The sequence below is a fragment of the Eoetvoesiella caeni genome, from assembly GCF_003315175.1.
GTDB classification, from domain to species: domain Bacteria; phylum Pseudomonadota; class Gammaproteobacteria; order Burkholderiales; family Burkholderiaceae_B; genus Eoetvoesia; species Eoetvoesia caeni.
Genome location: NZ_QNRQ01000013.1, coordinates 1 through 22,054, shown reverse-complemented (window position 1 = coordinate 22,054; position 22,054 = coordinate 1). Strand labels below are relative to the sequence as shown.

Below are 22,054 nucleotides of genomic sequence, written 5' to 3'. Positions count from 1 at the left end.
CAATTTACTTTAAGTAATGAAAACTGGAATTGTACTGCGCGCAAATCACGCCCCCCCCCCTCGATTCCTCTTCTGCCTCACAGGCCGGCCTATTAGCCCGGCGAACGTCGCAACAGTCCGGCCCCTGCAGCAGCTTGCAACATGGTGCGACACCACTCAACCGCTATTGCCAGCCCTCTAAACCTAGTATTTCTACCATATTGACACAAGTGTCACTATGTTAAAGAATTTCATAATGACAATATCGTCAATATACCGGCAACCTGCACACGACGCTATCGACCCGAACAAAGCAGGACCCCAGGAGCATGCAATGAACGAAGACACACAAACAATCTACGACGTTTTGCAAATAGGCTACGGACCTGTCAGTCAGGTAATGGCCTTGACGCTGGCCCGGCAAGGACATTCGGTCTGCGTATTTGAACTGTGGGCCAAGCGCTTCCCGCTGCCCCGGGCAGTGTGCATCGACCACGAAATGTACCGGATGCTGTCGGCCATCGGCTTGCGCGATCAGCTTCCTACTGTCAGCCACCCTGCTCCGCAGTACCGCTGGTTCAATGCCGAATGGAAGGAGCTATTGCATATCGACTGGTCGGCTGAGTCCATTTCGGGCGGCTCCGAAGTCAACTTCATCCACCAGCCCACCCTGGAAGGCATGTTCGACGCGACCGTCGGCTGCTACCGGGAAGTCGAGCTGAACCTGGGCTGGGAAGTCATTGAAATCCGGCAGACTGCCGACTACGCGGAGGTCCTTGCCCGCGAAGTTTCAACAGGCAACACCCGCAGCGTACGCGCCAAGTACCTGGTCGGCGTTGACGGCGCCAACAGCCTGGCCCGCAAAACCATAGGATCGACACAAGAGGACCTGGGCTTTGAGGCCGACTGGCTGGTTATCGACATCCTGCCCAATGAAGGCGTCGAGCTGGACATCCCCCCTGCCGCCCAATACTGCAATCCAGCCCGCCCTACAACGATAGTTCCAGCCGGCATACGCGATGGCCGCTACTACCGGCGCTGGGAATTCATGCGCTTGCCCAACGAGTCGCGCGAATCCCTTGAAACCGAAGAAATGGCGTGGCAGCTGCTGGAGCCCTGGGTAAAACCTGATCAGGCCGTCATTCAGCGCGCCAAAGTCTATAACTTTCGCTCGTTGATTGCGCACAACTGGCGCGACGGCCGCATTCTATTGGCCGGCGACGCGGCGCACGTCATGCCTCCGTTCATGGGACAAGGCATGTGCGCCGGCCTGCGCGACGACTGGAACCTGGCCTGGAAGCTGGATCTGGTTTTGCGCGGCCAAGCCAGCGACAGCCTGCTTGACACCTACCAGACCGAACGCCGGCCTCATGCCAAGGACGTCATCGAACTTTCCATGTACCTGGGCAAGGTCATTTGCATTCCCGACCCGGCCAAAGCCGCCGAACGCGACAAGGCATTCTTTGACGGCACTGTCGCGCCTCCGCCGCCCTTCCCTTCTTTGGTTGACGGCATTCTGTACGGCGCGGCAAGCGGCGGTATCCGGCCGTCGGCCGGTCTGTTAAGCCCGCATGGAACCATACGCTACCAGAACCGGACCGGCCGGTTCGACGATTTGGTAGGCCTGGGATTTGTGCTGGTGCTGCGCGGCACGGATGAAGCGCAAGCCGTATCTGCCACCAACCTGAGCTTCCTGGAAAAACTCAACACCAAGGTCGTACACCTGGCATCGGACGACACAGCCACAGGAAGCTTCGTCGACCTTGACGGCAAATTCACCAGCTACATGGATCAACATGGACTCTGCGCCATGCTGGTGCGTCCGGATTTCTATCTTTACGGCGGCGTAAGCAGCAAGGCGCAGATTGCCGATCTCGTCCAAAACCTGGCCGCCGACTTGAAACGCCACGAAGTGCTCGCAACAGCGGACATCGAATAAGAAGCGAATTACGGGTTTAGCCGAAAACGGGGCCGGTATGCAAAAGCCGGTACTCCAAGAAATCAAAAGCAATGCCAAGACTATGGCAGTAAACCACAGCAAGGAGACATGCATGACATACACAACAGACAGGCTGAATCAAACACGGCGCACTCTCATCAAAGCATCCGCCCTGGGCGGCGCGCTTGGCTTGGCCGGCATTGGCACTTTGGCTTTCGCCAAGGCCGGCCGTGCGATAAAAATAGGCTATGTAACCCCGCAAACCGGCCCCCTGGCTGGCTTTGGCGAAGTAGACCGGTTCGTTCTGAATGAAATTGCCGCAATGCTCAAGACCGGCGTAACCATTAACGGCGTCAGCCACCCTATCGAAGTCATCATCAAGGACAGCCAGTCCAGCCCCAATCGGGCCTCTGAGGTAGCGGCCGAACTGATATTGAAAAACAAAGTCGACCTCATGGTGGTCGGTTCGACGCCCGAGAATTCCAACCCGGTATCGGACCAATGCGAGCTGAACGAAATACCTTGCATCTCCACCACCACGCCATGGCAACCCTGGTACTTTACCCGCGGCGGCACTCCGCAAAAAGGCTTCGACTGGACCTACCATTACTTCTGGGGCCTGGAGGACATTATTGCCGTCTTCTCCAATATGTGGAAAAGCATCGAAACCAATAAAGTCATCGGCCTGCTTTGCGCCAACGATGCCGACGGCAACGCCTGGGCTGACCCGAAACTGGGCATAGGCCCACCGCTGCAAAAAATGGGCTTTACCGTCGTCGACGCGGGCCGCTTCCAGCCCGGCCAGACCGATTTCACGGCACTGCTCTCGGAATACAAAAAAGCCAATGTCGAAATCATTGCCGGGGTGCCGACGCCGCCCGACTTCAAGAATTTCTGGACTCAAGCCAAACAGCAGGGCTTTCATCCTAAAGTCGTCACCGTCGGCAAAGCGCTGGCATTCCCCTCCGCGGTCGAGGCGCTGGGCAATGAAGGCGATGGCCTTACGCAAGAATGCTGGTGGAGCCCCAATCGTCCATTCAAATCATCATTGACAGGACAAAGCGCGCAGGAATTGGCCAAGGCCTATGAAACCGCAAGCAAGCGGCAATGGAGCCAGCCGCTGGGCTATGCCCACTCGCTCTTCGAAGTGGCCATCGATGTCTTGAAGCGCACCAAGGATCTGGATTCCGCCGAGTCCATACGCGACGCCATACCCCAGACCAACCTGGACACGGTCATCGGCCATGTGCAATGGGGCGGCGGGCCAGTCAAGAACGTTGCCAAGACTCCGCTGGTCGGCGGCCAATGGGTCAAAGGCGCAGATCACCCCTACGACTTGCTGGTGGTCAACAACGAAACGGCGCCCAACATTCCCACCCAGGCAAAAACCAAACCGCTTAGCTAACCGCCGGACGACTCCATCCGCCCCTGATGCGGGCCGGATGGAAGGACATCATCATGACCCAACTTCTATCGGTCGAGAACGTCTCCAAGGCATTCGGCCAGCTCAAAGTCACCGACAAACTCAGTTTCCAGCTCGCTCAGGGAGAAGCTCTGGGCATACTCGGTCCCAACGGCGCGGGGAAGACCACGCTGTTCAATCTGATCAGCGGCGACATCAAGGCAGACTCGGGCCGCATATCGCTAAAAGGCATTGACATCACCCACCAGCCGGCACACCGGCGCTGCCGGCAAGGCATAGGCCGCTCATACCAAATTGCGCTGCCCTTTGGCGGCATGACGGTCTTCGAAAACCTGCTGGTTGCCGCAAGCTTCGGAGCAGGCCGTTCAGGGACAAGCGCCAACGATATTTGCATGGCCATCCTGGCGCAGACAGGCTTGCTCGACAAGGCAAACCGCCTGGCCGGAACCCTTACCTTGCTCGACCGCAAGAGGCTGGAGCTGGCCCGCGCGCTGGCCACCCAACCGCAAGTGCTGCTGTTGGACGAGATCGCGGGCGGGCTGACCGAACAAGAGGCGTTGCAGCTTATTGAAATGGTCAACGGCATTCGCCGGCAAGGCGTCTCCATCATCTGGATCGAACATGTCGTGCACGCTCTAATGGCCGTCGCCACGCGACTGATGGTCATTGATTTCGGCCGGAAACTGGCCGATGGCGATCCCCAGGCGGTCATGAACAGTCCCGACGTCAAACGCGTTTATATGGGAATAGAGGCTTAATATGCTTAATGCCCAGAATCTTGAGGCCTTTTACGGCGACTTCCAGGCGCTGTTCGGCATCGACTTTTCTGTACAAGAAGGCGAATCGGTTGCCATCATCGGCGCCAATGGCGCAGGAAAATCAACCTTCCTGAAGTCGGTTTGCGGACAAATCAAAGTCCAGCCCCACGCCGTGCAGTTCGGCGGCCAGCCTATCGGCGGAGCTCATCCTTACGACATCGTAGCCATGGGCATCGCCATGGTTCCGGAAGGCCGGCGGCTGTTTCCCAGCCTTACGGTCGAAGAAAACCTGATAGCCGGCACACTCTCCAAACGCACCGGCTCGTGGAATCTTCGACGCGTATATGAGCTTTTCCCCAGCCTGCACGAAAAGAGAAATAACCCCGCAATGACGTTGTCGGGCGGCCAACAACAAATGGCGGCCATCGGCCGCGCCTTGATGTCCAATCCACGGCTCTTGATATGCGACGAAATCTCGCTCGGGCTGGCGCCGGTCATTGTCAAGGATATTTATTCCGCTCTGCCCAGCATCATCGCTGACGGCATATCGGTCTTGATCGTCGAGCAGGATATCGACACAGCCAAGCGCATGACAGATCGGCTGTACTGCTTCATGCACGGCAAAGTCGCGCTATGCGGTCCATCGGCGGGCCTGAGCAAAAAGCAAATATCAGACGCCTACTTCGGTCTTTCGACGGCAGGAGACACACATGCTTGAATGGGCCAACACCCTGCTGCAGGGCATACTGACCGGAGGCGTATATGCGCTGTTCGCCATCGGGCTTTCGCTGGCCTACGGCGTGATGAAGCTGGTCAACATCGCCCATGGCGACTTCATCGCGCTTGCCGCCTATATTGCCTTGCTTGCCATGAGCGGCACCGGCTTGAATCCTTTTATAATCCTGCCCTTTGTCGTTGTCGTCATGTTCGGGCTGGGCTATCTGCTGCAACGAACCACGCTTAACCGGGCGCTGGGACATGACATCCTGCCCCCTTTGCTGATCACCTTCGGCATGTCCGTCATCATCCAGAACGGCCTGCTGGAACTTTTCTCGGCCGATGCCAAGGTCCTGCCCATCGGCGACCTGGCCACCGCCAGCTTGAATGTGGCCGACGAAATCACTCTTGGGGTATTTCCCCTTATTACCTTTATTACCGCCATAGCCATTACCGCGGGCCTGTCGCAGCTATTCAAAAAAACCACGCTGGGAATCGCCCTGCGGGCGACCTCCGACGACCAGGGAACCGCCCGCCTGATGGGCATCAAAGACCTGCACATTTACGGCCTGGCCATGGGTATTGCATTTGCCGTCATGGCCGTGGGCGGCGTCTTCATGGGCATGAAAAACTCCTTCACACCCGACGTGGGGCCGCAATTCCTGATCTATGCCTTCGAGTCGGTCGTCATCGGCGGCATGGGGTCGATCTGGGGCACATTCGCAGGCGCCCTGTTGCTGGGCGTGGCGCAAGGGCTGGGCTACATGATAGGCCCGGGGTGGGGCCTGCTGACCGGGCATCTGGTGTTTTTGGCCGTCTTGCTGTTCAAGCCCAACGGCCTGTTCTCGAGGACATCATAATGAAATCACCTATCAACTACGTCGTCGAACGCAAAACCAGAGCCAGCCAAACAGGCATGCTCATTGCCCTGCTCGGCAGCGCCTTGTTGGTCTCACTGCCCTTTTGGGCCGAAGCCAGCCTGCTGCGATTTCTGGTGGAAGCCATGTGCTACCTGGTTCTCGCACAGATGTGGAATTTGCTGGCCGGATACGGCGGCCTGATCTCGATCGGCCAACAGGCTTTTGTCGGCATCGGCGCCTACGGTTTGTTTCTAGCCGCCAACCATCTGGGCATAAATCCTTTCATTTCCATTTTTCTGGGCGGCCTCATAGCCGCCATCATTGCCGTCCCTACCGCCGCCGTCGTCTTTCGCCTAAAAGGCGGATACTTCGCGGTCGGTACTTGGGTAGTGGCCGAAGTCTACCGCCTGGGTGCCTCCAACATCACCTTACTGGGCGGCGGATCGGGACAAAGCCTGACCGCCATGCGCGGCATCCCCAAAGCCACCCGGGAATCGGTCACCTTCTGGATCGCCGTGGCCATTACTATCGGCTTCATAGGATTAATGTATTGGCTGCTGCGTTCACGCTTCGGCATGGCTTTGACCGCCATCCGCGACAGCGAAGCGGCATCGGAAAGCCAGGGCATCAACGTCAACAAAGTCAAATTCTACGTCTTTATCCTGGCTGCCTTCGGCACAGGCCTGGTCGGAGCTCTGTATTACCTGAATGCGCTACGTATTTCCCCAACGGCCGCATTCGACCTGAACTGGGTCGTCTTCCCCATTTTCATCGTCGTTATCGGCGGCATAGGCACCATTGAAGGACCCATTATCGGCACACTGGTATTTTTCGGCATGCGCAGCCTGCTGGCCGATTACGGCAGCTGGTACCTGATGGTGCTGGGGCTGGTGGCCATCGTCATCATGATGAAATGGCCCAAAGGCATCTGGGGAACCATACAGCAGCGCTACAACCTGCGTTTTTTTCCAGTGCAGCGGCGCGTGGTGCTGACGGATCAAAGCCTCAAGCCAGACTCGACAATGCCCGCAGCCGAGCCTCTTTCAAAGCCGCTTTGATCTGTTCCGGCCGACCCTGTTGCGCCTTGGCGATGGCGCCGGCATCCACCGAGCGCACGGCATCCAGCCGGGTGCGCCATAGCTCGGTGTCGAGTTGGCCTACGCAGGCGGCCGTCCGCAAAAGGTCCATATAGCGGTCGGGTTTGCGCAGGCCGTCGCAGCGTTCAATCAAGTCCAACTGCGCGGCTGCGCCTGCCGGTGCCGCGCCGCTATCGGCGGACTGGACCTCGGCGGCCGGCAGGGCCGCTACAACCTGCGGCAGCAAGCGCGCGTAGTCGATGCATTCGCTTGAAGCGCGCACACGCCGGCCTACGTCCTCGGGTTGAGTCGAGAGGCGGCACAGCAGCGCAAAACGTCCCGCCAGGCTAAGGCCGCAACGCACGCCGCAAGCCAGTTGCTGTGCTATTTCGTCGTTGAACACCAGGCCGGGCATCACGCGTTCCAGCGCGCCGGCCTTCTGCAAGACTTCGAACATGCGGCCGGGCTGGGCCGCGTCAAGGCCTTTGGTGACTTCGCGCCATACACGCTCGGGCACGAGGGCGTCCACTTCGCCATCCTCCACCAGGCGGCGCGCCAATTCCATGGTTTCGGGCGCAACCGAGAAGTCATGAAAGCGCGCGGCAAACCTGGCCAGGCGCAGCAGGCGCACAGGGTCTTCCACAAAAGCATCGCCGACATGGCGCAAAACCTTGGCCTTTACATCGGCCTGGCCGCCCAGCGGATCGATAAGCCGGCCGTCGGGTGCGCGGGCAATGGCGTTGACAGTAAGGTCGCGCCGCTTCAGGTCCTCTTCCAGCGTAACGTCCACGCCCGTATAAAACGTGAACCCCTGGTAGCCGCGCCCGGACTTGCGTTCGGTGCGGGCCAGCGCATATTCTTCTTTGGTTTGGGGATGCAAGAAAACGGGAAAGTCGCCACCTACCGGTATGAAGCCGCGCTTGGACATGGATTCGGGCGTGGCGCCCACCACGACCCAGTCGCGGTCGCCTGCGGGCAGGCCCAGCAAGGCGTCGCGCACAGCGCCGCCCACGACATAGACATCCAGCCCTTGCGTTGCCGCATCGCCGTCCGAAGGCACGATGGCCACGCCGCGCGCCTAAGGCAAGGCCACGCGCGTTGCGGGCTCGGGCGAAATGGTTCCCAACCGCTTTTTAAGCGACTGCGGCTGGCCGCTGAACAGCATGTCGTAATACACGGCGTTGGAAAGCACATGCTTCACGTACAGGCGCGTTTCAGTGAACGGGATGGTTTCGGCGAAAATTGCGCCTTCTACGGGGCCGCTGAGCTTGGAGCGCCACTGCACCGACCGCCCCGGCCCCGCGTTATAGCCAGCCGTGGCCAGCACCTGCGAACCGTTCAACTGCCCCAGCACCATGCTTAGATAATTCGTGCCTAAAACAGTGTTGGTGTCGAAGTCGTTGACCGATGAGGGTGAAAAGTCTTTCATGCCCAGCTTGCGCGCTACCCAGCGCGCCGTGGCGGGCATCAACTGCATAAGCCCGGACGCGCCAACGTGCGAGCGCGCATCAGTGATGAACCGCGACTCTTGCCGTATAAGCCCATAAACCCAAGCCGGATCCAGGGCGATCAATTTCGCTTTCTCGGTGACCCGGCCTTCGAAAGGCGCAATAAAACGCTGGCGGAAATCGATTTCCGTCTTGGTTTTCAAGGAGGTGTTCACCACACGGTCGAAAATCTGCTCTTGCCTGGCCATTTCGGCCGCAGCCAGCAACTGGCGGTCGTTCATGCCGCGCAGGCTGAAGTTCCATTCAGGCACGGCTTCGGGGCGCCAGCCCAGGTCGAACAAACGTACGGCGCGCTGCAAGCCCGCATTGGAACGCGCTTGCGCCAGTTCGGCCGCAGTGACCGGCGCCGGGGCGGGCGGCATGGGAATACTGCGTCCAAGTTCTTCGTTGGCTAACTGGCCATAGAAGTCGAATTCGCCGGCAATGGATTCGAAGTGCTTTTTGGCGGCCTCGCCGCGCCCTTGCGCGGCCATGGCACGGCCATGCCAATACACCCAAACCGGTTCGGCTTGCTGGGCCGCCGACATTTTCTGGATGGTCTTGGCTACCCAGGCCCAGTCGATCTTGCCCTGGCGCAATTCGGAACGGACCTGCCAGGCATGGTTGTAGTCGGTCATGGGCGCATTGCCCGAACGGCGATACCAATTGATGGCTTGCGATTCGACATTCAGCGCCGAAACCAGGCCGAACTGCCCCCACACCCATTGCATATTGGCCTTGGGCAGGCTGGCTGCCCAGGTGCTTTCTATGTAGGCGGCGGCATCGTTGCGGTCGTCGCTGCGTGCCAGGCGCGACAAGGCCAAAGTAACCAGCTCGGTCTGCTCGCGCGTTTTAGGCGCCGACTGCTTGGCCAGCCATGCCTTGGGCGACTTCATGAGCGCCGCGTACGAAGTCATTTCGCCGGCGCTGAACATCAATGCCGCAATGCGTTGCGCATTGCCTGTTTTATTGGTTTCAAGCGTAGCGCGCAGCAAAGGCTCTAGCTGCTTCCAGCCCACGATATTACGGTCGACAAGCTCATTAAGCAGGCTCCAGCATGCGCTGGCTGGCTGGAAAGCGTCCATGGCCTGGTCGGCGCTAACTACCTGGCCGGTCATGTGCTGCGCCATAAGGCGCGAACAATCCACCTGCGCATTACTGTTGATGACCGGACCCAAGCGATTGACGGTAGCGTAATCCCCCGCGCGCGCGGCGGCATTGATCCAGTCGGCCTTGACCCGGTCGGCCAGGTAGTCGTCTTGGTTGGTGGCCATGAACTGCTGCAATTGCGCCGTAGGCACCGGCACGGTGGGGTCTTGCACCTGCTGGCGCAACAGCCAGTATTCGGCGTACTGGCCCAGCAACGGATCGGCCTTGGCTTGCGGCACCAGGCTGGCCAGCAGCGACCATTGCTTTTTCTGCATGGCTTCGCGCGCCTGCGTCAGCGTCTGCACCGCCTGCGGCGACGGTGGCGGGTACACCACGCCGGGCTTGGAGGCGGCAACCGGCACGGTGGGAACCAAGGTGTTCTGTACCAGCGCCGGCGCGTCGGCCGCTATCGTCGGCTTGGGCACGGGCGGCTCGGCGCCTGCGCCCGCGCAACCGACCAACCCGACCGATAACGCCATCCATATGCCGGCGTGGCGCAAGGTGCCCATGCCCATGCCGGAAAGATTCCCCGTTTTCTGATACCGTTGACTGTGCTTCATTAACATTGTGCCCCGCAGATATCCACCATGACCAACAGTATAGATAATAAAACAGCGCCTTTACGCGCGCGATTAAAAGAACTTCGTAACGCGCAGGACCCGGCCGACCGCCGCAGGGGCGCGCTGCTGATACGCGGGCGCCTGTTTACCTGGCTTGCAACCATGCGTGCGCAATGCCTGGAGTCTGGCCAGACCGCACCTCAACATATTGCCGCCTTCTGGTCCATGGACGACGAACCCGAGCTGCAGCCCCTGCTGGCCCAATGGGTCGAAGACGACGGAATAGATATTTCCCTGCCGGTAGTTGCCCAGCCCGACAGCCCGCTGCAGTTTCGCCTATGGACGCCCGAGACACCTATGCATGCAGGAGCGTACGGCATCCAGGAACCCCAAGGGCCAGCCGCGCCCCTGCCCGATGTCGTCCTGGTTCCCACCCTGGGCTATACCCGCCAGGGCGACCGCGTCGGCTACGGCAAAGGCTATTACGACCGCACCCTGGCCGCGCTCAAGAAGCAAAACCACAAGTTCACCACCATAGGCATAGCCTGGGCTTGCGGCGACCTGAGCGAAGAAAACTACATCCCGGCCGCCCACGACATCAAGCTGGACTCCATCCTGACCGACAAAGGCTGGGCCGTGCCCGCGCCCAAGCTGGTATAAAAGCCCCCACGCTACGCCCCTTACGCGGCTTGCTGCCCCTTCACCCTACATCCCGCTGCCAGGCTGTTTTAGCCCGGCTAATTTTGTGAAGTTGGAGCAAGCCATTTCGATGCTTGTTTTCAGGGTACAAGCGAACAGCTGTGTGAGCGCGACGTTTACGGATAGCCGGGGGCTATCCGTTTGCGCGAGTTCTGTGAGCGCCTGAAAACAAGCGTTGAAATGGGAAGCCACGGCGCAGCCGGGGCCGCAGCGACCTGAGCAAAATTAGCCGGGCTAAAACAGCCGTTTAAAAACGAACAGCCGTTTAAGAACGCGAAAACCGGGCAAGCAACTGCCCCAAAGCATCCCCTACCTCGTAAGCGCCTTCGAAATCGACATAGTGACGTCGGCGTTATTCAGCGTGTAGAAATGCAAGCCAGGGGCGCCCTGGTCGAGCAAGTTCTGGCACAGCCGAGTAATAACGTCGATGCCGAACGCCTTGATGGACGCCTTGTCGTCGCCGAATTCAGCCAGGCGCTGGCGTATCCAGCGCGGGATTTCAGCCCCGCACATGTCCGAAAAGCGCACCAACTGCGAATGATTGGTAATGGGCATAATGCCCGGCACGATGGGCAGGCTAACGCCTTTGGCATGCGCCCTGCCCACGAAATCGAAGTATGCGTCGGCGTTGAAAAAATATTGCGTGATAGCGCTGTTGGCGCCCGCGTTGACCTTGGCCACGAAATGCTCCAGGTCGTTGGCGGCAGTATCAGCCTGCGGATGCTTTTCTGGATAAGCAGCCACCTCTATCTGAAACCAGTCCCCGCTGTGTTCACGAATGAAACGCACCAGGTCGCTGGCGTAATGCAAGTCGCCCCGGTCTGCGCCCATGCCCGAAGGCACATCGCCCCGCAACGCCACAATGCGGCGTACACCCTGCTGGCGATAGCCGTCCAGGATTTCAGCCAGCATGGCGCGGGTAGCGCCTATGCAGGACAAATGCGGCGCGGCGTCGAAACCCAGGTTCTGCATCATGCGCACCGTATCGACCGTGCCCGAGCGGGTCGAGCCGCCGGCACCGAACGTAACACTGACGTACTCTGGCTGCAAGGCCAGCAACTGCTTGGCCGAGCGCACCAGTTTTTCCTGGGCGGCGATATCGCGCGGAGGAAAGAATTCTAAACTTATTGCCTTTGCTTTACCGTTTGTTGTCATTTAAGCAATTAACCTGGATAACAGCCCTGAAACGATGCTGTAGATGAAGGCGCCCAACAATGCCCACCAGAACCCGTTGACCTGGAAGCCCTTCAGGACAGAACCGGCAAACCAGAACACCAGTGCATTAAGCACCAGCAAGAACAAGCCCAGCGTGACTATCGTAATAGGCAGCGTCAAAAGAACAAGAAGAGGCTTGACCAATGTATTGAGCAGCCCCAGCACCAGGGCGGCAATCAGCGCCGACCCGAAGGAGGCCACCGTAATGCCCGGCAAAATATAAGCCACGATCAACAGAGCAACGGCGTTCAGAATCCAAATCAGCAGCAGTTCCATGGTCTATCTCTCCTAGTGATTGCACCGCGGCAAAGGAAAGGCGAAAACCGCCCATCCCGCCGCAGCATTAAACAACGCTTAGATCAATAACGATAGGTTTCGGGCTTGTAAGGACCCGACACAGGCACATTAATGTAATTGGCCTGATCCGGACGCAGCTGGCTCAAGTTGACGCCAAGTTTCTTCAAGTGCAGGCGCGCCACTTTTTCGTCCAGATGCTTGGGCAGCACATAGACCTTGCCCGTTTCATAAGCTTCGCCGCGAGTGTAAAGCTCGATCTGAGCGATGGTCTGGTTGGTGAACGACGCCGACATCACAAACGAAGGATGGCCGGTTGCGCAACCCAGGTTAACCAGGCGGCCCTTGGCCAGCAGGATCACGCGCTTGCCGTCCGGGAAAATGATGTGGTCGACTTGCGGCTTGATCTCTTCCCATTGCAGGTCTTCGACCGAAGCAACGTCGATTTCGTTGTCGAAGTGGCCGATATTGCAGACAATGGCCTGGTCTTTCATGGCGTACAGGTGGTCGCGCGTAATCACGTGGTAGTTGCCGGTAGCGGTAACGAAGATGTCGGCCTTGTCGGCGGCCTCTTCCATCGTCACGACCCGGAAGCCCTCCATCGAGGCTTGCAGTGCGCAAATAGGATCGACTTCAGTAACCCAGACCTGGGCGCGCAGTGCGGCCAGCGCCTGGGCGCAACCCTTGCCCACATCGCCAAAACCGGCGACCACGGCAATCTTGCCGGCAACCATCACGTCGGTGGCGCGCTTGATACCGTCGACCAGCGACTCGCGGCAGCCGTACAGATTGTCGAACTTGGACTTGGTGACGGAGTCGTTGACGTTGATGGCGGGGAAAGCCAGTTCGCCCTTTTTCGACATCTGATACAGACGATGCACGCCTGTGGTGGTTTCTTCAGTGACGCCCTTGATCTGAGCCAGGCGCACGGAATACCACTTGGGGTCGCGTGCCAGCGTAGCCTTGATGGAAGCGAACAAAACGCGCTCTTCTTCGCTGGTGGGCTTGGCCAGCACGGAAAGATCTTTTTCCGCCTTGGTGCCCAGGTGCAGCAAAGTCGTGGCATCGCCGCCGTCGTCCAGAATCATGTTGGCCTGTTCGCCGGGCCATTCAAAAATCTGGTGCGTGTAGTTCCAGTAGTCTTCCAGGGTTTCGCCCTTAATGGCGAACACGGGTGTGCCCGAAGCGGCAATAGCTGCGGCAGCATGGTCTTGGGTGGAAAAAATATTGCACGAAGCCCAGCGCACTTCAGCGCCCAGCGCAACCAGCGTCTCGATGAGCACGGCGGTCTGGATAGTCATGTGCAGGCTGCCTGCAATGCGGGCGCCTTTCAGGGGCTGAGTAGCGGCGTACTCTTCGCGCGTGGCCATCAAGCCGGGCATTTCGGTTTCGGCGATCGCGATTTCGCGGCGGCCCCAGCCTGCCAGGGCGATATCGGCAATTTTGTAGTCAGAGAAGTTTGTGTCGGCAACAGTGTTCATGGTGGTGTCCCAATAAACCTGCGCGAGCGGAAGCGGTAACGGTTTTGCCCACCTTCGCCTGCACGCAGGAGATGATGAGCGCCGTTGAAACAAAAACTGTCCTGAGCCTGGCGGGCGGTGGCGCGTGGCCTACCTGTGTCCCGGTGCAGCGCTCCTCAGGAAAGCACAAATTGTAGCGTAATTCCGCAAGGAAATTCCGGCGCGCCCAGGCATTGGCCTGGCCAAGCAATTAAGCGCGAACAGCAAGGACACTTAGAAGCCGGGGCAGCGTTGCCGTGGCGGATACCCTGCCCTAAAGCCGTCGCCGGCGTTAGCGGCGTGGATAGCCCTGTGACTTGATGCGGGCCCAGATGGACAGTTTTTCTTCTTCAGACAAAAAAACCCAATTGGCCACTTCCATTGTGGTGCGCCCGCAACCCCGGCAAATCTCGTCATAAAGCGTAGAGCAAACCGCCACGCACGGCGAGTCGCTGGGCAGCAGACTGCGGCTTTGATCGCTGGTAAGGTCGGAAGCGTCTTTCATGGTTGCTTATATTAACCCCTGGCAGGCGTCCTGTGTGGTCTGCTGCCAACGAATCCGACAAACAGCAAACAGGCCGCCATGAAAAGCATAGCGGCCTGCAAACAACACTTCGCGTGCGTCGGCCCCGATGGGCACGGCGCCGCGGCAATCATCACCGCATTATTCTGCGGCGTGCTGCTTACGCCGTTTTTCTCAGTGCGGCGGCCTTGTCGGTCGCTTCCCAGGTGAATTCCGGCTCGGCGCGGCCAAAGTGGCCATAGGCGGCCGTCTTGGCGTAGATGGGACGCAGCAGGTCCAGCATATTGATGATGCCCTTGGGACGCAGGTCGAAATGCTCGCGCACCAGCATGGCGATCTTGTCGTCGCCGATGACGCCGGTGTTTTCAGTGTTGACCGTGATATTGATGGGCTCGGCCACGCCAATGGCATAGCTGATCTGCACCTGGCACTTGCGCGCAAGGCCGGCAGCCACAATGTTCTTGGCCACATAACGCGCGGCATAGGCGGCCGAACGGTCCACCTTGGAAGGATCCTTGCCCGAGAATGCGCCGCCGCCGTGGGGGCATGCGCCGCCGTAGGTGTCGACAATGATCTTGCGCCCTGTCAGGCCGCAATCGCCCTGCGGGCCGCCAATGACGAACACGCCAGTGGGGTTGACCAGGAACTTGGTCTTGGGCGTGATCAGGCCTTCAGCGAAGCTGGGCTTGATAATTTGCTCGATGACTTCAACGCGGATGTCGGCTTGCGAAATCTCGGGCGCGTGCTGGGTGGACAGCACCACGGTATCTACTTCGACCGGCTTGCCATCGACATAGCGGAAGGTGACTTGCGACTTGGCGTCGGGACGCAGCCAAGGCAGGCGGCCGTCCTTGCGCAATTCGCTTTGGCGCTGCACCAGGCGGTGTGCGTACCAGATAGGCGCTGGCATCAAGTCGGGGGTTTCATCGCAGGCATAGCCGAACATCAGGCCCTGGTCGCCGGCGCCCTGGTCCATGTTTTCTTCAGGATTGCGGTCGACGCCCTGGGCGATGTCGGGCGACTGCTTGTCGTACGCAACCAGAACCGCGCAGCCTTTGTAGTCGATGCCGTATTCGGTATTGTCGTAGCCGATGCGCTTGATGGTGTCGCGCGCTACCTGGATGTAGTCGACATTGGCCGTGGTGGTGATTTCACCGGCCAGGACCACCAGGCCGGTGTTGCACAGCGTTTCGGCGGCAACACGGGCGTGCGGGTCTTGCGTAAAAATTGCGTCGAGGATGGAATCGGAGATTTGGTCGGAGACCTTGTCGGGATGGCCTTCGGAGACCGATTCGGAAGTGAAGAGAAAATCGTTATTTACCACAGCGATACGTCCTTTAAGCTGGATTCCAGCCAATGAGGTTGAACGAAACGCGTTGCACCTCGGGACATAAATGCCATGTAATGCGGGGCGCGACGCTTTAGCAGTTTTAGGCAGCGCCGCAGCTTAAGCACGGTACTGTCATCGCTCCGCAAGTTGTCGGTTTAACTCAGCGATACTTTCCATTTTAAGCGAAAATACCCTTTAATGCTTTTTAATACTGCTTTTCGCTTAGACAAATTGCTGCTTTATACATTTTTTATTTGACGTCGGGCTTGAACGAATCTTCTCTTGTGTTCCCTTTTATTCTATTGCCCGGCAAGCGCATTACCGCGCAATAGATGGCTGATAAATGGTTATTCCATGCTTTTAACCTTGTTTCGCCTGCTTGCCTGGCTGCCACTGCCCGTGTTGCATGGTGTGGGCCGTATCGGCGGGCGCATCGCCTACGCCTGGCCCGGCAAGTATCGCCGGCGCCTGCGCGCCAACGCTATCCAGGCCGGCTATCCGCAAGCGTCTTTTGCGCGCCGTGCCGCCGCCCAGGCCGGAGCCATGGTCATGGAAATGCCCAAAGTCTGGCTGCGCAACGAACAAAGCCTGGAGAAAGTCGTTTCCAGCGACAACGCCGTCGTCGAAGCCGCGCTGGCTGAAGGGCGCGGCATTCTTTACCTGACGCCGCACCTGGGCTGCTTCGAGATCACTGCGCGCTATCTGACGCGCCACGGCCCCATCACAGTCATGTTCCGCCCGCCGCGCAAAGCCGTTCTGGCGCCCGTCATGGACGCCGCGCGCAACACTTCGGCGCTGCGCGCCGTGCCGGCCACCATGCAGGGCGTACGCGAATTCGTACGCGCCCTCAAGCGCGGCGAAGCGGTCGGCATGCTGCCCGACCAGGCGCCCGGCCAGGGCGACGGCGTCTGGGCGCCATTTTTCGGCCGCCCCGCCTACACCATGACTCTGCCCGGCAAACTGGCGGCCCAAACCGGCGTTGCCATTATCCTGACCGCCGGCGAACGCCTGCCCTTGGGGCGCGGCTGGCGCGTACACTACCTGCGCCTGCCCGAACCCCTGCCAACCGACCCACTGGCCCAGGCAACCCTTATAAATCAAACCATGGAAGCCCTGATACGCCGCTTTCCCACGCAGTATCTATGGAGCTACAACCGCTACAAGACGCCGGCCGGAGCCCCGCCCCCGCCCGCCGACACCAGACCGACACATGAAATTCAGTAAAGAACGCCTCCTGACAGCAGTCTTCTCTTATTTCGGCCGCTGCCCCACGCCCACGCGCCTGCGCTGGGCCCGCGTGCTGGGCTGGCTTACCCCCAGGCTGCTGCGCTCGCGCGCCCACATCGTGCGCACCAATCTGGCCCTGTGCTTTCCCGATCTCTCCGAAAAAGAGCGCCAGGCCATCCTGGCCCGCCACTTCCGGTTGCTGGCCCTGTCCGTGCTGGACCGCGGCGTCATCTGGTTCGCCCCGCCCGAACGCCTGCTCGAAACCGTCCAGATCACCGGCATGGATCACCTGCACACCCTCATCGCCGCCAAGCGCCCCGTCATCATGCTGGCCCCGCACTTCATCGCCCTGGACGCCGCCGCTTCCCGCGTTACCTATTCCCTGGACGCCGCCGCCACCATCTATTCACAACAAAGCGACCCCGACTTCGACGCCATGATGCGCAAAGGCCGCAGCCGCTTCAACACCATCTACCTGATCAGCCGGCGCGAAGGCGTGCGCGGCCTCATCCGCCTGCTGCGCAAGGGCGTGCCGCTTTACTACCTGCCCGACATGGACTTCGGCCGCGAAGGCGCCGTCTTCGTGCCTTTCTTCGGCGTCCAGGCCGCCACCCTGCTCGCCACCGCCCAGATCGCCAAAAACTGGGACGCCGCCGTCGTCCCCATCGTCAGCCGCCTGGACCCCGAAACCGGCCAATACCAAGTACAAGTCCTACCCGCCCTGGAAGACTTCCCCGGCGAACAATCCCTGGAAGACGCCACCGCGCGCCTCAACCAGCTGATCGAATCCTGGGTCCGCCCCGACCCCGCCCAATACTACTGGGTCCACCGCCGCTTCAAAACCCGCCCCGAAGGCGAGCCCAGGCCGTATTAGGCAGAACACCTAGGACAGCCGGACGGTCAAATAGGGGCAGGTATTACCAATCGCACCCACCACGCCGCCGCCAGGCTGTTTTAGCTCCGCTAATTTTGTGAAGTTGGAGCAAGCCATTTCGACGCTTGTTTTCAGGGTGCAAGCGAACAGCTGTGTGAGCGCGACGTTTACGGGCAGCCAGTGGCTGCCCGTTTGCGCGAGTTCTGTGAGCGCCTGAAAACAAGCATTGAAATGGGAAGCCTCGGCGCAGCCGGGGCCGCAGCGACCTGAGCAAAATTAGCGGAGCTAAAACGGCCGCTTAAGAACTAAAAAAAGCGATCCAAGTGAAAAACAGCTCCGGCGCCGCCCGCCTGGACGAAGAAGATGCGGAAACAAGCACGCCGTGCCGGAACCGCGCACCTGCCCCCAGCCGGCGTCAAAAGAACCCACACGGAATTTGCGTTCAAGACCACGGTCAACGTTAGCAAACACCAGCGAAACAACAACAAAACAACCCAATAAACCCCGCCCCCTGTTAAGCTTATAGAATCGCGCAAGCTAGCAAAAGCAGCGCATCACCACACCGCACCATGATCTGGAACTTCACCAAAATGCACGGCGCAGGCAACGACTTCGTCGTCCTGGACGGCGTGCGACAAGCCATAGAAATGACGCCCGAGCGCGCCAGAGCCCTCGCCGACCGGCATTTCGGCGTCGGCGCCGACCAGCTCCTGGTCGTTGAAAACCCACTGCACCCCGAAGCCGACTTCCGCTACCGCGTCTTCAACGCCGACGGCGGCGAAGTCGAACACTGCGGCAACGGCGCCCGCTGTTTCGTCCGCTTCGTCCACGACCAAGGCCTGTCCCGGCGCAACCCCTTGCGCGCCGAAATCTGCACCGGCCTGATCACCCTGTTCGAATCCGAATCCGGCGAAGTCGCCGTCGACATGGGCTCGACCCGCTACGACCCCGCCGCCGTCCACTTCGACACCCAGGGCTTGCAATCGCACACAAAGGGCCAGGACACCCTGTGGCAACTGCCCCTGCCTGACGGCAGCACGCCCGAACTGTCCCTCGTCGCCATTTCCAATCCGCACGCCGTCCAGATCGTGACCGACATAGAAACCGCCCCCGTGGCGCAAACCGGCCCCCTGATAGAATCGAACCCTCGCTTTGCCCAGCGCGTCAATGCCGGCTTCATGCAAGTGCTCGACCGCCACAGCATCAAGCTGCGCGTCTTCGAGCGCGGCGCCGGCGAAACCCTGGCCTGCGGCACCGGCGCCTGCGCGGCCACCGTCGCCGGCATACGCCAAGGCTTGCTCGACAGCCCCGTCCTGGTCCATACTCGCGGGGGCCCGCTCAACATAGAATGGGACGGCACAGCCCTGCGCATGAGCGGCCCCGCCGTTTCCGTATTCTCGGGCCAGATCGACATCGACGCCCTGACTCATTCATTCAACTCCAAGGACGCAAACCACCCATGAGCGCCAGCCTTACCGCCGAAGACATTGCCGCTTTCCTCACCGAGAACCCAGACTTCTTCCAGCGGCACGCCGACCTGTTCGCCAGCCTGCGCATACCGCATCCCAACGAAACACGCGCCATTTCGCTGGGCGAGCGGCAAATCCTGACTTTGCGGACCAAGGCCAAAGAACTCGAATGGAAGCTCTCCAGCCTTGTGCACAACGCCTCGGGCAACGAAAAAATCAGCAAGACGCTTACCTCCTGGTGCGGCCGCATGCTGGCCGAACCCGACCCCCAAAAACTGCCCGGCCATATCGTACGCAGCCTTAGCGACCTGTTCGACCTTCCCGCCATTGCCTTGCGGCTCTGGGATTTACCGGCGCTGGCCAGCGACGACGAATTCAGCCAGGATGTCACCGACAACATCCGGCAATACGCGCAAGCCTTGGCAAAACCCTATTGCGGCCCCCTGCAAGACCAGGAAGCCGCAACCTGGCTGGGCAGCAAGCCGGCTTCGCTGGCCATCGTGGCGCTTAAACCACACAATCGCAACCAGCCTTTCGGCTTGCTGGTACTGGGTTCCGACGATCCCGAGCGCTTCACCGCGGACATGGGCACGACCTTTCTTGAAACCATCAACGAACTGGCCAGCGCCAGCCTGTCGCGCCTGGACAGCACCGAAGACGACGAACCTGAACGGGCCTGAACAGCCCGTCAACACCGGCCAAGGAGCCGCAAGGCCATGAAGAATCCGACCGGCCCAGGCGCCGGGCATAGCGTTCATGTCGATACGCGCAAAACCGGCAATGCCGAACAAACCGATTCTTCACGGCTTCCCGCCCCGATGGAGCAGTGGCTGGCCCATTTGCAAACCCATCTGCGCTATTCGCCCCACACCCTGCAAGGCTACCGCCAGGACCTGCGCCATTTGGTGCAACTGCAAGCCGACACACCCTTGGACGGTTTTACTGAAAGCCATATCCGCCAGGCCATTGCCCGGCTGCATGGCCAAGGGCTCAAGCCGCGCAGCCTGGCACGGGCGCTGGCCGCCTGGCGAGGTTTTTTTCAATGGTGGGCGCCAGTCGCCGGCATGGACAGCAACCCGGCCATGGGCGTACGCGCCCCGAAAGTACCGCGCAGCCTGCCCAAGGCCCTGTCGGTGGAACAAGCCCAGGTGCTGCTGGACCGGCCCGGGCTGCCCGCACCCAAGTCCCCGGTTGAATGCCGCGACCAGGCCATGTTCGAAGTCTTGTATTCCAGCGGCCTGCGCCTGGCCGAGCTTGTCAGCCTGGACTGGCGCTACACCCGCCAGGACGGGTACGAGTCGCAAAGCTGGATCCTGCTGGACCAGGCCGAAGCCACCGTGCGCGGCAAGGGCAACAAAACGCGCAGCGTCCCCTTGGGCGCCAAAGCCGTACAGGCCGTAAGCCGCTGGCTTGAAGAACGCCCTCGTTTCGCTTCCGCAATAGGCCAGGACGGACCGGACGCTCTTGACTCATCCGCCGCCCTGTTCCTGGGCACGCGCGGCAAGCGCATCTCGCCGCGCGTAGTGCAGTTGCAACTGAACAAACTGGCTGCTCTGACAGGCCTGCCCGTGCACGTACATCCGCACAGCCTGCGCCACAGCTTTGCCAGCCACATGCTGCAATCAGCCCAGGACCTGCGCGCCGTCCAGGAAATGCTGGGGCATGCCAATATTTCCACCACGCAAATCTATACCCGCCTGGACTTCCAGCATCTGGCCAAAGCCTACGACCAGGCCCATCCGCGCGCCGCGCGCAAAACAAAATAAAAAGCGGCAAAGCACGGCCTTGCTAGGGAAGCGGAATCAAGGCTTGGCGCCTTCGCCCGGCTTCAATGCATAGATCAGTTGACCCGCATTCCACTTGAACATGCCCAAGTAAGTTCCCGCCGGCTTGTCCGGCTGGTCCAGGGCGTCGGAATACAGGCTGCCGCCCAGCTTGGCATCCGTTTCACGTGCAATCTGCTTGATCAGCTTGGGATTGCTGACGTTTTCCAGGAACACCGCCGGACTGTGCGTGGCCTTTACCTGCTTGATCAACAGCGCCAGTCCTTTCGCCGACGGCTCGGCGTCGCTGGAAATGCCCATGGCCGAGATAAACTGCACGCCATAGTCGCGGGCAAAATAGCCGAAAGCGTCGTGCGAAGTGACCACCTTGCGCCGGTCTGAAGGAATAGTCGCCAGCACCTGGCGGATCTCTTCGTCCAGCTTTTTCATTTCCGAGATATACAGCTCGGCGCGGGCGCGATAATCCTCAGCATTGGCGGGATCGGCCTTGATCAGGGCGCTGGCAATATTGCGCGCATAAATCATGCCGTTGCCCAAGCTTTGCCATGCGTGCGGATCGATCTCGCCTGGATGGGCCTCGTCAAGATGGCCGCCTGTTTTGCCGTGGCCGTGGCTCTCGGCCACGCTGGCAAGTTCTGCTTCGCTAAGTTGGCGAACGGTAACACCTCGGGAAGCGACCACCTCGGTTCCCTTGAAGCCCGAGGCTTTCTCCAGCCGCGGCAGCCAGCCTTCGAAATTCAGGCCATTGACCACCAGCAACTGCGCCTGAGCCAATGCCTTGGCATCGCTGGGCCTGGGCTCGAATGAATGCACATTGCCGTTAGGCCCCACGATAGTCGTAAGAGCGATGTGGTCGCCCCCGATCTGTCCGACCATGTCGCCCAATATCGAGAAACTGGCCACCACATTAAGCGGCGCTTTGGCCGCAGCCGCGGCGCCAGCCGCCGGACTTGCCGGCAAACCAGCCACTGTCGCCAGGACCAAAGCCGCCAAGCTCCGCGCAAAAGCGGACTGCTTTATCTTCTTTAACATAATGTCACCCAAAAGAAGCGTTGATTGAAACCGCGTTGCGCAGCAAACAATACCGATGGATACCTCCCGAGTTCGACAGTTGAAGCCGCAACTCATTGATTTATAAGGAGACGGTCGTAAACCGCTCCACTACAAATTGGCGTAGGGTTGACGAGCGGCG

The 22,054-nt window shown here is 59.9% G+C and carries 20 protein-coding genes and 1 riboswitch; of the genes, 12 read left to right on the top strand and 8 right to left on the bottom strand.

Annotated elements, in window-relative coordinates; translation table 11 throughout:
* Window positions 1-313 precede the first annotated feature (313 nt).
* The 6 genes from mhpA (at window position 314) to DFR37_RS18300 (ending at window position 6,734) form a co-directional block, all read left to right on the top strand.
* The gene (mhpA, locus tag DFR37_RS18325) at window positions 314-1,918 is read left to right on the top strand and encodes a bifunctional 3-(3-hydroxy-phenyl)propionate/3-hydroxycinnamic acid hydroxylase MhpA (RefSeq protein ID WP_113934632.1); all 1,605 of its coding nucleotides are present in this window, start codon (window positions 314-316) and stop codon (window positions 1,916-1,918) included.
* 112 nt (window positions 1,919-2,030) lie between these two features.
* Window positions 2,031-3,323 (top strand): ABC transporter substrate-binding protein, encoded by a 1,293-nt coding sequence (locus tag DFR37_RS18320; protein ID WP_113934729.1) that lies wholly within the window; start codon window positions 2,031-2,033, stop codon window positions 3,321-3,323.
* Between the two features lie 53 nt (window positions 3,324-3,376).
* Window positions 3,377-4,099 (top strand): ABC transporter ATP-binding protein, encoded by a 723-nt coding sequence (locus DFR37_RS18315; RefSeq protein ID WP_113934631.1) that lies wholly within the window; start codon window positions 3,377-3,379, stop codon window positions 4,097-4,099.
* A gap of 1 nt (window position 4,100) precedes the next feature.
* Window positions 4,101-4,817: an ABC transporter ATP-binding protein gene (locus DFR37_RS18310; protein ID WP_113934630.1), complete on the top strand. Its 717-nt coding sequence runs from the start codon at window positions 4,101-4,103 to the stop codon at window positions 4,815-4,817.
* The gene (locus DFR37_RS18305) at window positions 4,810-5,676 is read left to right on the top strand and encodes a branched-chain amino acid ABC transporter permease (RefSeq protein WP_113934629.1); all 867 of its coding nucleotides are present in this window, start codon (window positions 4,810-4,812) and stop codon (window positions 5,674-5,676) included. The genes DFR37_RS18310 and DFR37_RS18305 overlap by 8 nt, the downstream gene beginning before the upstream one ends.
* The gene (locus tag DFR37_RS18300; RefSeq protein WP_113934628.1) at window positions 5,676-6,734 is read left to right on the top strand and encodes a branched-chain amino acid ABC transporter permease; all 1,059 of its coding nucleotides are present in this window, start codon (window positions 5,676-5,678) and stop codon (window positions 6,732-6,734) included. The genes DFR37_RS18305 and DFR37_RS18300 overlap by 1 nt, the downstream gene beginning before the upstream one ends.
* Here DFR37_RS18300 and DFR37_RS18295 read toward each other — a convergent pair.
* Both DFR37_RS18295 and DFR37_RS18290 read right to left on the bottom strand, forming a co-directional pair.
* A complete protein-coding gene (locus tag DFR37_RS18295) occupies window positions 6,682-7,812 on the bottom strand; it encodes a tRNA nucleotidyltransferase/poly(A) polymerase-related protein (RefSeq protein WP_113934728.1) in 1,131 nt (376 codons plus the stop codon). The genes DFR37_RS18300 and DFR37_RS18295 overlap by 53 nt on opposite strands.
* Window positions 7,813-7,830: 18 nt before the next feature.
* The gene (locus tag DFR37_RS18290; protein WP_113934627.1) at window positions 7,831-9,954 is read right to left on the bottom strand and encodes a lytic transglycosylase domain-containing protein; all 2,124 of its coding nucleotides are present in this window, start codon (window positions 9,952-9,954) and stop codon (window positions 7,831-7,833) included.
* A gap of 21 nt (window positions 9,955-9,975) precedes the next feature.
* On the opposite strand from DFR37_RS18290, the gene DFR37_RS18285 reads away from it, so the two are divergent.
* Window positions 9,976-10,608: a 5-formyltetrahydrofolate cyclo-ligase gene (locus DFR37_RS18285; protein ID WP_113934626.1), complete on the top strand. Its 633-nt coding sequence runs from the start codon at window positions 9,976-9,978 to the stop codon at window positions 10,606-10,608.
* A gap of 348 nt (window positions 10,609-10,956) precedes the next feature.
* On the opposite strand, the gene metF is transcribed toward DFR37_RS18285, so the two are convergent.
* The 5 genes from metF to metK all read right to left on the bottom strand — a co-directional run bounded on the left by metF (window position 10,957) and on the right by metK (window position 15,502).
* Entirely contained in the window at window positions 10,957-11,802 is an 846-nt protein-coding gene (gene metF / locus DFR37_RS18280; RefSeq protein ID WP_113934625.1) for a methylenetetrahydrofolate reductase [NAD(P)H], read from the bottom strand.
* On the bottom strand, window positions 11,803-12,138 hold the full coding sequence (locus tag DFR37_RS18275) for a phage holin family protein (protein WP_113934624.1): 336 nt from the start codon (window positions 12,136-12,138) through the stop codon (window positions 11,803-11,805).
* Window positions 12,139-12,221: 83 nt separating this feature from the next.
* The gene (ahcY, locus tag DFR37_RS18270) at window positions 12,222-13,637 is read right to left on the bottom strand and encodes an adenosylhomocysteinase (RefSeq protein ID WP_113934623.1); all 1,416 of its coding nucleotides are present in this window, start codon (window positions 13,635-13,637) and stop codon (window positions 12,222-12,224) included.
* Between the two features lie 69 nt (window positions 13,638-13,706).
* Window positions 13,707-13,800, bottom strand: a riboswitch (S-adenosyl-L-homocysteine riboswitch).
* 147 nt (window positions 13,801-13,947) lie between these two features.
* Complete coding sequence (locus DFR37_RS18265; RefSeq protein WP_113934622.1) at window positions 13,948-14,160, bottom strand: DUF1289 domain-containing protein; 213 nt, start codon at window positions 14,158-14,160, stop codon at window positions 13,948-13,950.
* Between the two features lie 178 nt (window positions 14,161-14,338).
* Window positions 14,339-15,502 carry a methionine adenosyltransferase gene (metK, locus tag DFR37_RS18260; RefSeq protein WP_113934621.1) on the bottom strand — a complete coding sequence of 388 codons (1,164 nt, stop codon included), beginning with the start codon at window positions 15,500-15,502 and terminating at the stop codon, window positions 14,339-14,341.
* 360 nt (window positions 15,503-15,862) lie between these two features.
* Here metK and DFR37_RS18255 point away from each other — a divergent pair, with 360 nt between their 5' ends.
* The 5 genes from DFR37_RS18255 to xerC all read left to right on the top strand — a co-directional run bounded on the left by DFR37_RS18255 (window position 15,863) and on the right by xerC (window position 20,844).
* On the top strand, window positions 15,863-16,732 hold the full coding sequence (locus tag DFR37_RS18255; protein ID WP_113934620.1) for a lysophospholipid acyltransferase family protein: 870 nt from the start codon (window positions 15,863-15,865) through the stop codon (window positions 16,730-16,732).
* A complete protein-coding gene (locus DFR37_RS18250; RefSeq protein ID WP_113934619.1) occupies window positions 16,719-17,609 on the top strand; it encodes a lysophospholipid acyltransferase family protein in 891 nt (296 codons plus the stop codon). Before DFR37_RS18255 ends, DFR37_RS18250 begins: the two co-directional genes overlap by 14 nt.
* 569 nt (window positions 17,610-18,178) lie before the next feature.
* Window positions 18,179-19,072, top strand: coding sequence for a diaminopimelate epimerase (gene dapF / locus DFR37_RS18245; RefSeq protein ID WP_113934618.1), 894 nt, complete (start codon window positions 18,179-18,181; stop codon window positions 19,070-19,072).
* Complete coding sequence (locus tag DFR37_RS18240; protein ID WP_113934617.1) at window positions 19,069-19,758, top strand: DUF484 family protein; 690 nt, start codon at window positions 19,069-19,071, stop codon at window positions 19,756-19,758. Before dapF ends, DFR37_RS18240 begins: the two co-directional genes overlap by 4 nt.
* Before the next feature lie 138 nt (window positions 19,759-19,896).
* Window positions 19,897-20,844 carry a tyrosine recombinase XerC gene (xerC, locus tag DFR37_RS18235; RefSeq protein WP_242341902.1) on the top strand — a complete coding sequence of 316 codons (948 nt, stop codon included), beginning with the start codon at window positions 19,897-19,899 and terminating at the stop codon, window positions 20,842-20,844.
* A 36-nt stretch (window positions 20,845-20,880) separates the two neighbouring features.
* Here the strand turns inward: xerC and DFR37_RS18230 are convergent, their stop codons facing one another.
* Window positions 20,881-21,894 carry a metal ABC transporter substrate-binding protein gene (locus DFR37_RS18230; protein ID WP_113934615.1) on the bottom strand — a complete coding sequence of 338 codons (1,014 nt, stop codon included), beginning with the start codon at window positions 21,892-21,894 and terminating at the stop codon, window positions 20,881-20,883.
* Between the last annotated feature and the right edge of the window lie 160 nt (window positions 21,895-22,054).

Bases quoted from the DNA above. Each gene is read 5' to 3' on its own strand.
- DFR37_RS18240 (WP_113934617.1), top strand. From the start codon at position 19,069: ATGAGCGCCAGCCTTACCGCCGAAGACATTGCCGCTTTCCTCACCGAG.
- DFR37_RS18255 (WP_113934620.1), top strand. From the start codon at position 15,863: ATGCTTTTAACCTTGTTTCGCCTGCTTGCCTGGCTGCCACTGCCCGTG.
- DFR37_RS18250 (WP_113934619.1), top strand. From the start codon at position 16,719: ATGAAATTCAGTAAAGAACGCCTCCTGACAGCAGTCTTCTCTTATTTC.
- DFR37_RS18320 (WP_113934729.1), top strand. From the start codon at position 2,031: ATGACATACACAACAGACAGGCTGAATCAAACACGGCGCACTCTCATC.
- DFR37_RS18305 (WP_113934629.1), top strand. From the start codon at position 4,810: ATGCTTGAATGGGCCAACACCCTGCTGCAGGGCATACTGACCGGAGGC.
- DFR37_RS18275 (WP_113934624.1), bottom strand. From the start codon at position 12,138: ATGGAACTGCTGCTGATTTGGATTCTGAACGCCGTTGCTCTGTTGATC.
- mhpA (WP_113934632.1), top strand. From the start codon at position 314: ATGAACGAAGACACACAAACAATCTACGACGTTTTGCAAATAGGCTAC.
- metF (WP_113934625.1), bottom strand. From the start codon at position 11,802: ATGACAACAAACGGTAAAGCAAAGGCAATAAGTTTAGAATTCTTTCCT.
- xerC (WP_242341902.1), top strand. From the start codon at position 19,897: ATGGAGCAGTGGCTGGCCCATTTGCAAACCCATCTGCGCTATTCGCCC.
- DFR37_RS18230 (WP_113934615.1), bottom strand. From the start codon at position 21,894: ATGTTAAAGAAGATAAAGCAGTCCGCTTTTGCGCGGAGCTTGGCGGCT.
- ahcY (WP_113934623.1), bottom strand. From the start codon at position 13,637: ATGAACACTGTTGCCGACACAAACTTCTCTGACTACAAAATTGCCGAT.
- DFR37_RS18300 (WP_113934628.1), top strand. From the start codon at position 5,676: ATGAAATCACCTATCAACTACGTCGTCGAACGCAAAACCAGAGCCAGC.
- DFR37_RS18290 (WP_113934627.1), bottom strand. From the start codon at position 9,954: ATGTTAATGAAGCACAGTCAACGGTATCAGAAAACGGGGAATCTTTCC.
- DFR37_RS18310 (WP_113934630.1), top strand. From the start codon at position 4,101: ATGCTTAATGCCCAGAATCTTGAGGCCTTTTACGGCGACTTCCAGGCG.
- DFR37_RS18285 (WP_113934626.1), top strand. From the start codon at position 9,976: ATGACCAACAGTATAGATAATAAAACAGCGCCTTTACGCGCGCGATTA.
- DFR37_RS18315 (WP_113934631.1), top strand. From the start codon at position 3,377: ATGACCCAACTTCTATCGGTCGAGAACGTCTCCAAGGCATTCGGCCAG.
- DFR37_RS18265 (WP_113934622.1), bottom strand. From the start codon at position 14,160: ATGAAAGACGCTTCCGACCTTACCAGCGATCAAAGCCGCAGTCTGCTG.
- dapF (WP_113934618.1), top strand. From the start codon at position 18,179: ATGATCTGGAACTTCACCAAAATGCACGGCGCAGGCAACGACTTCGTC.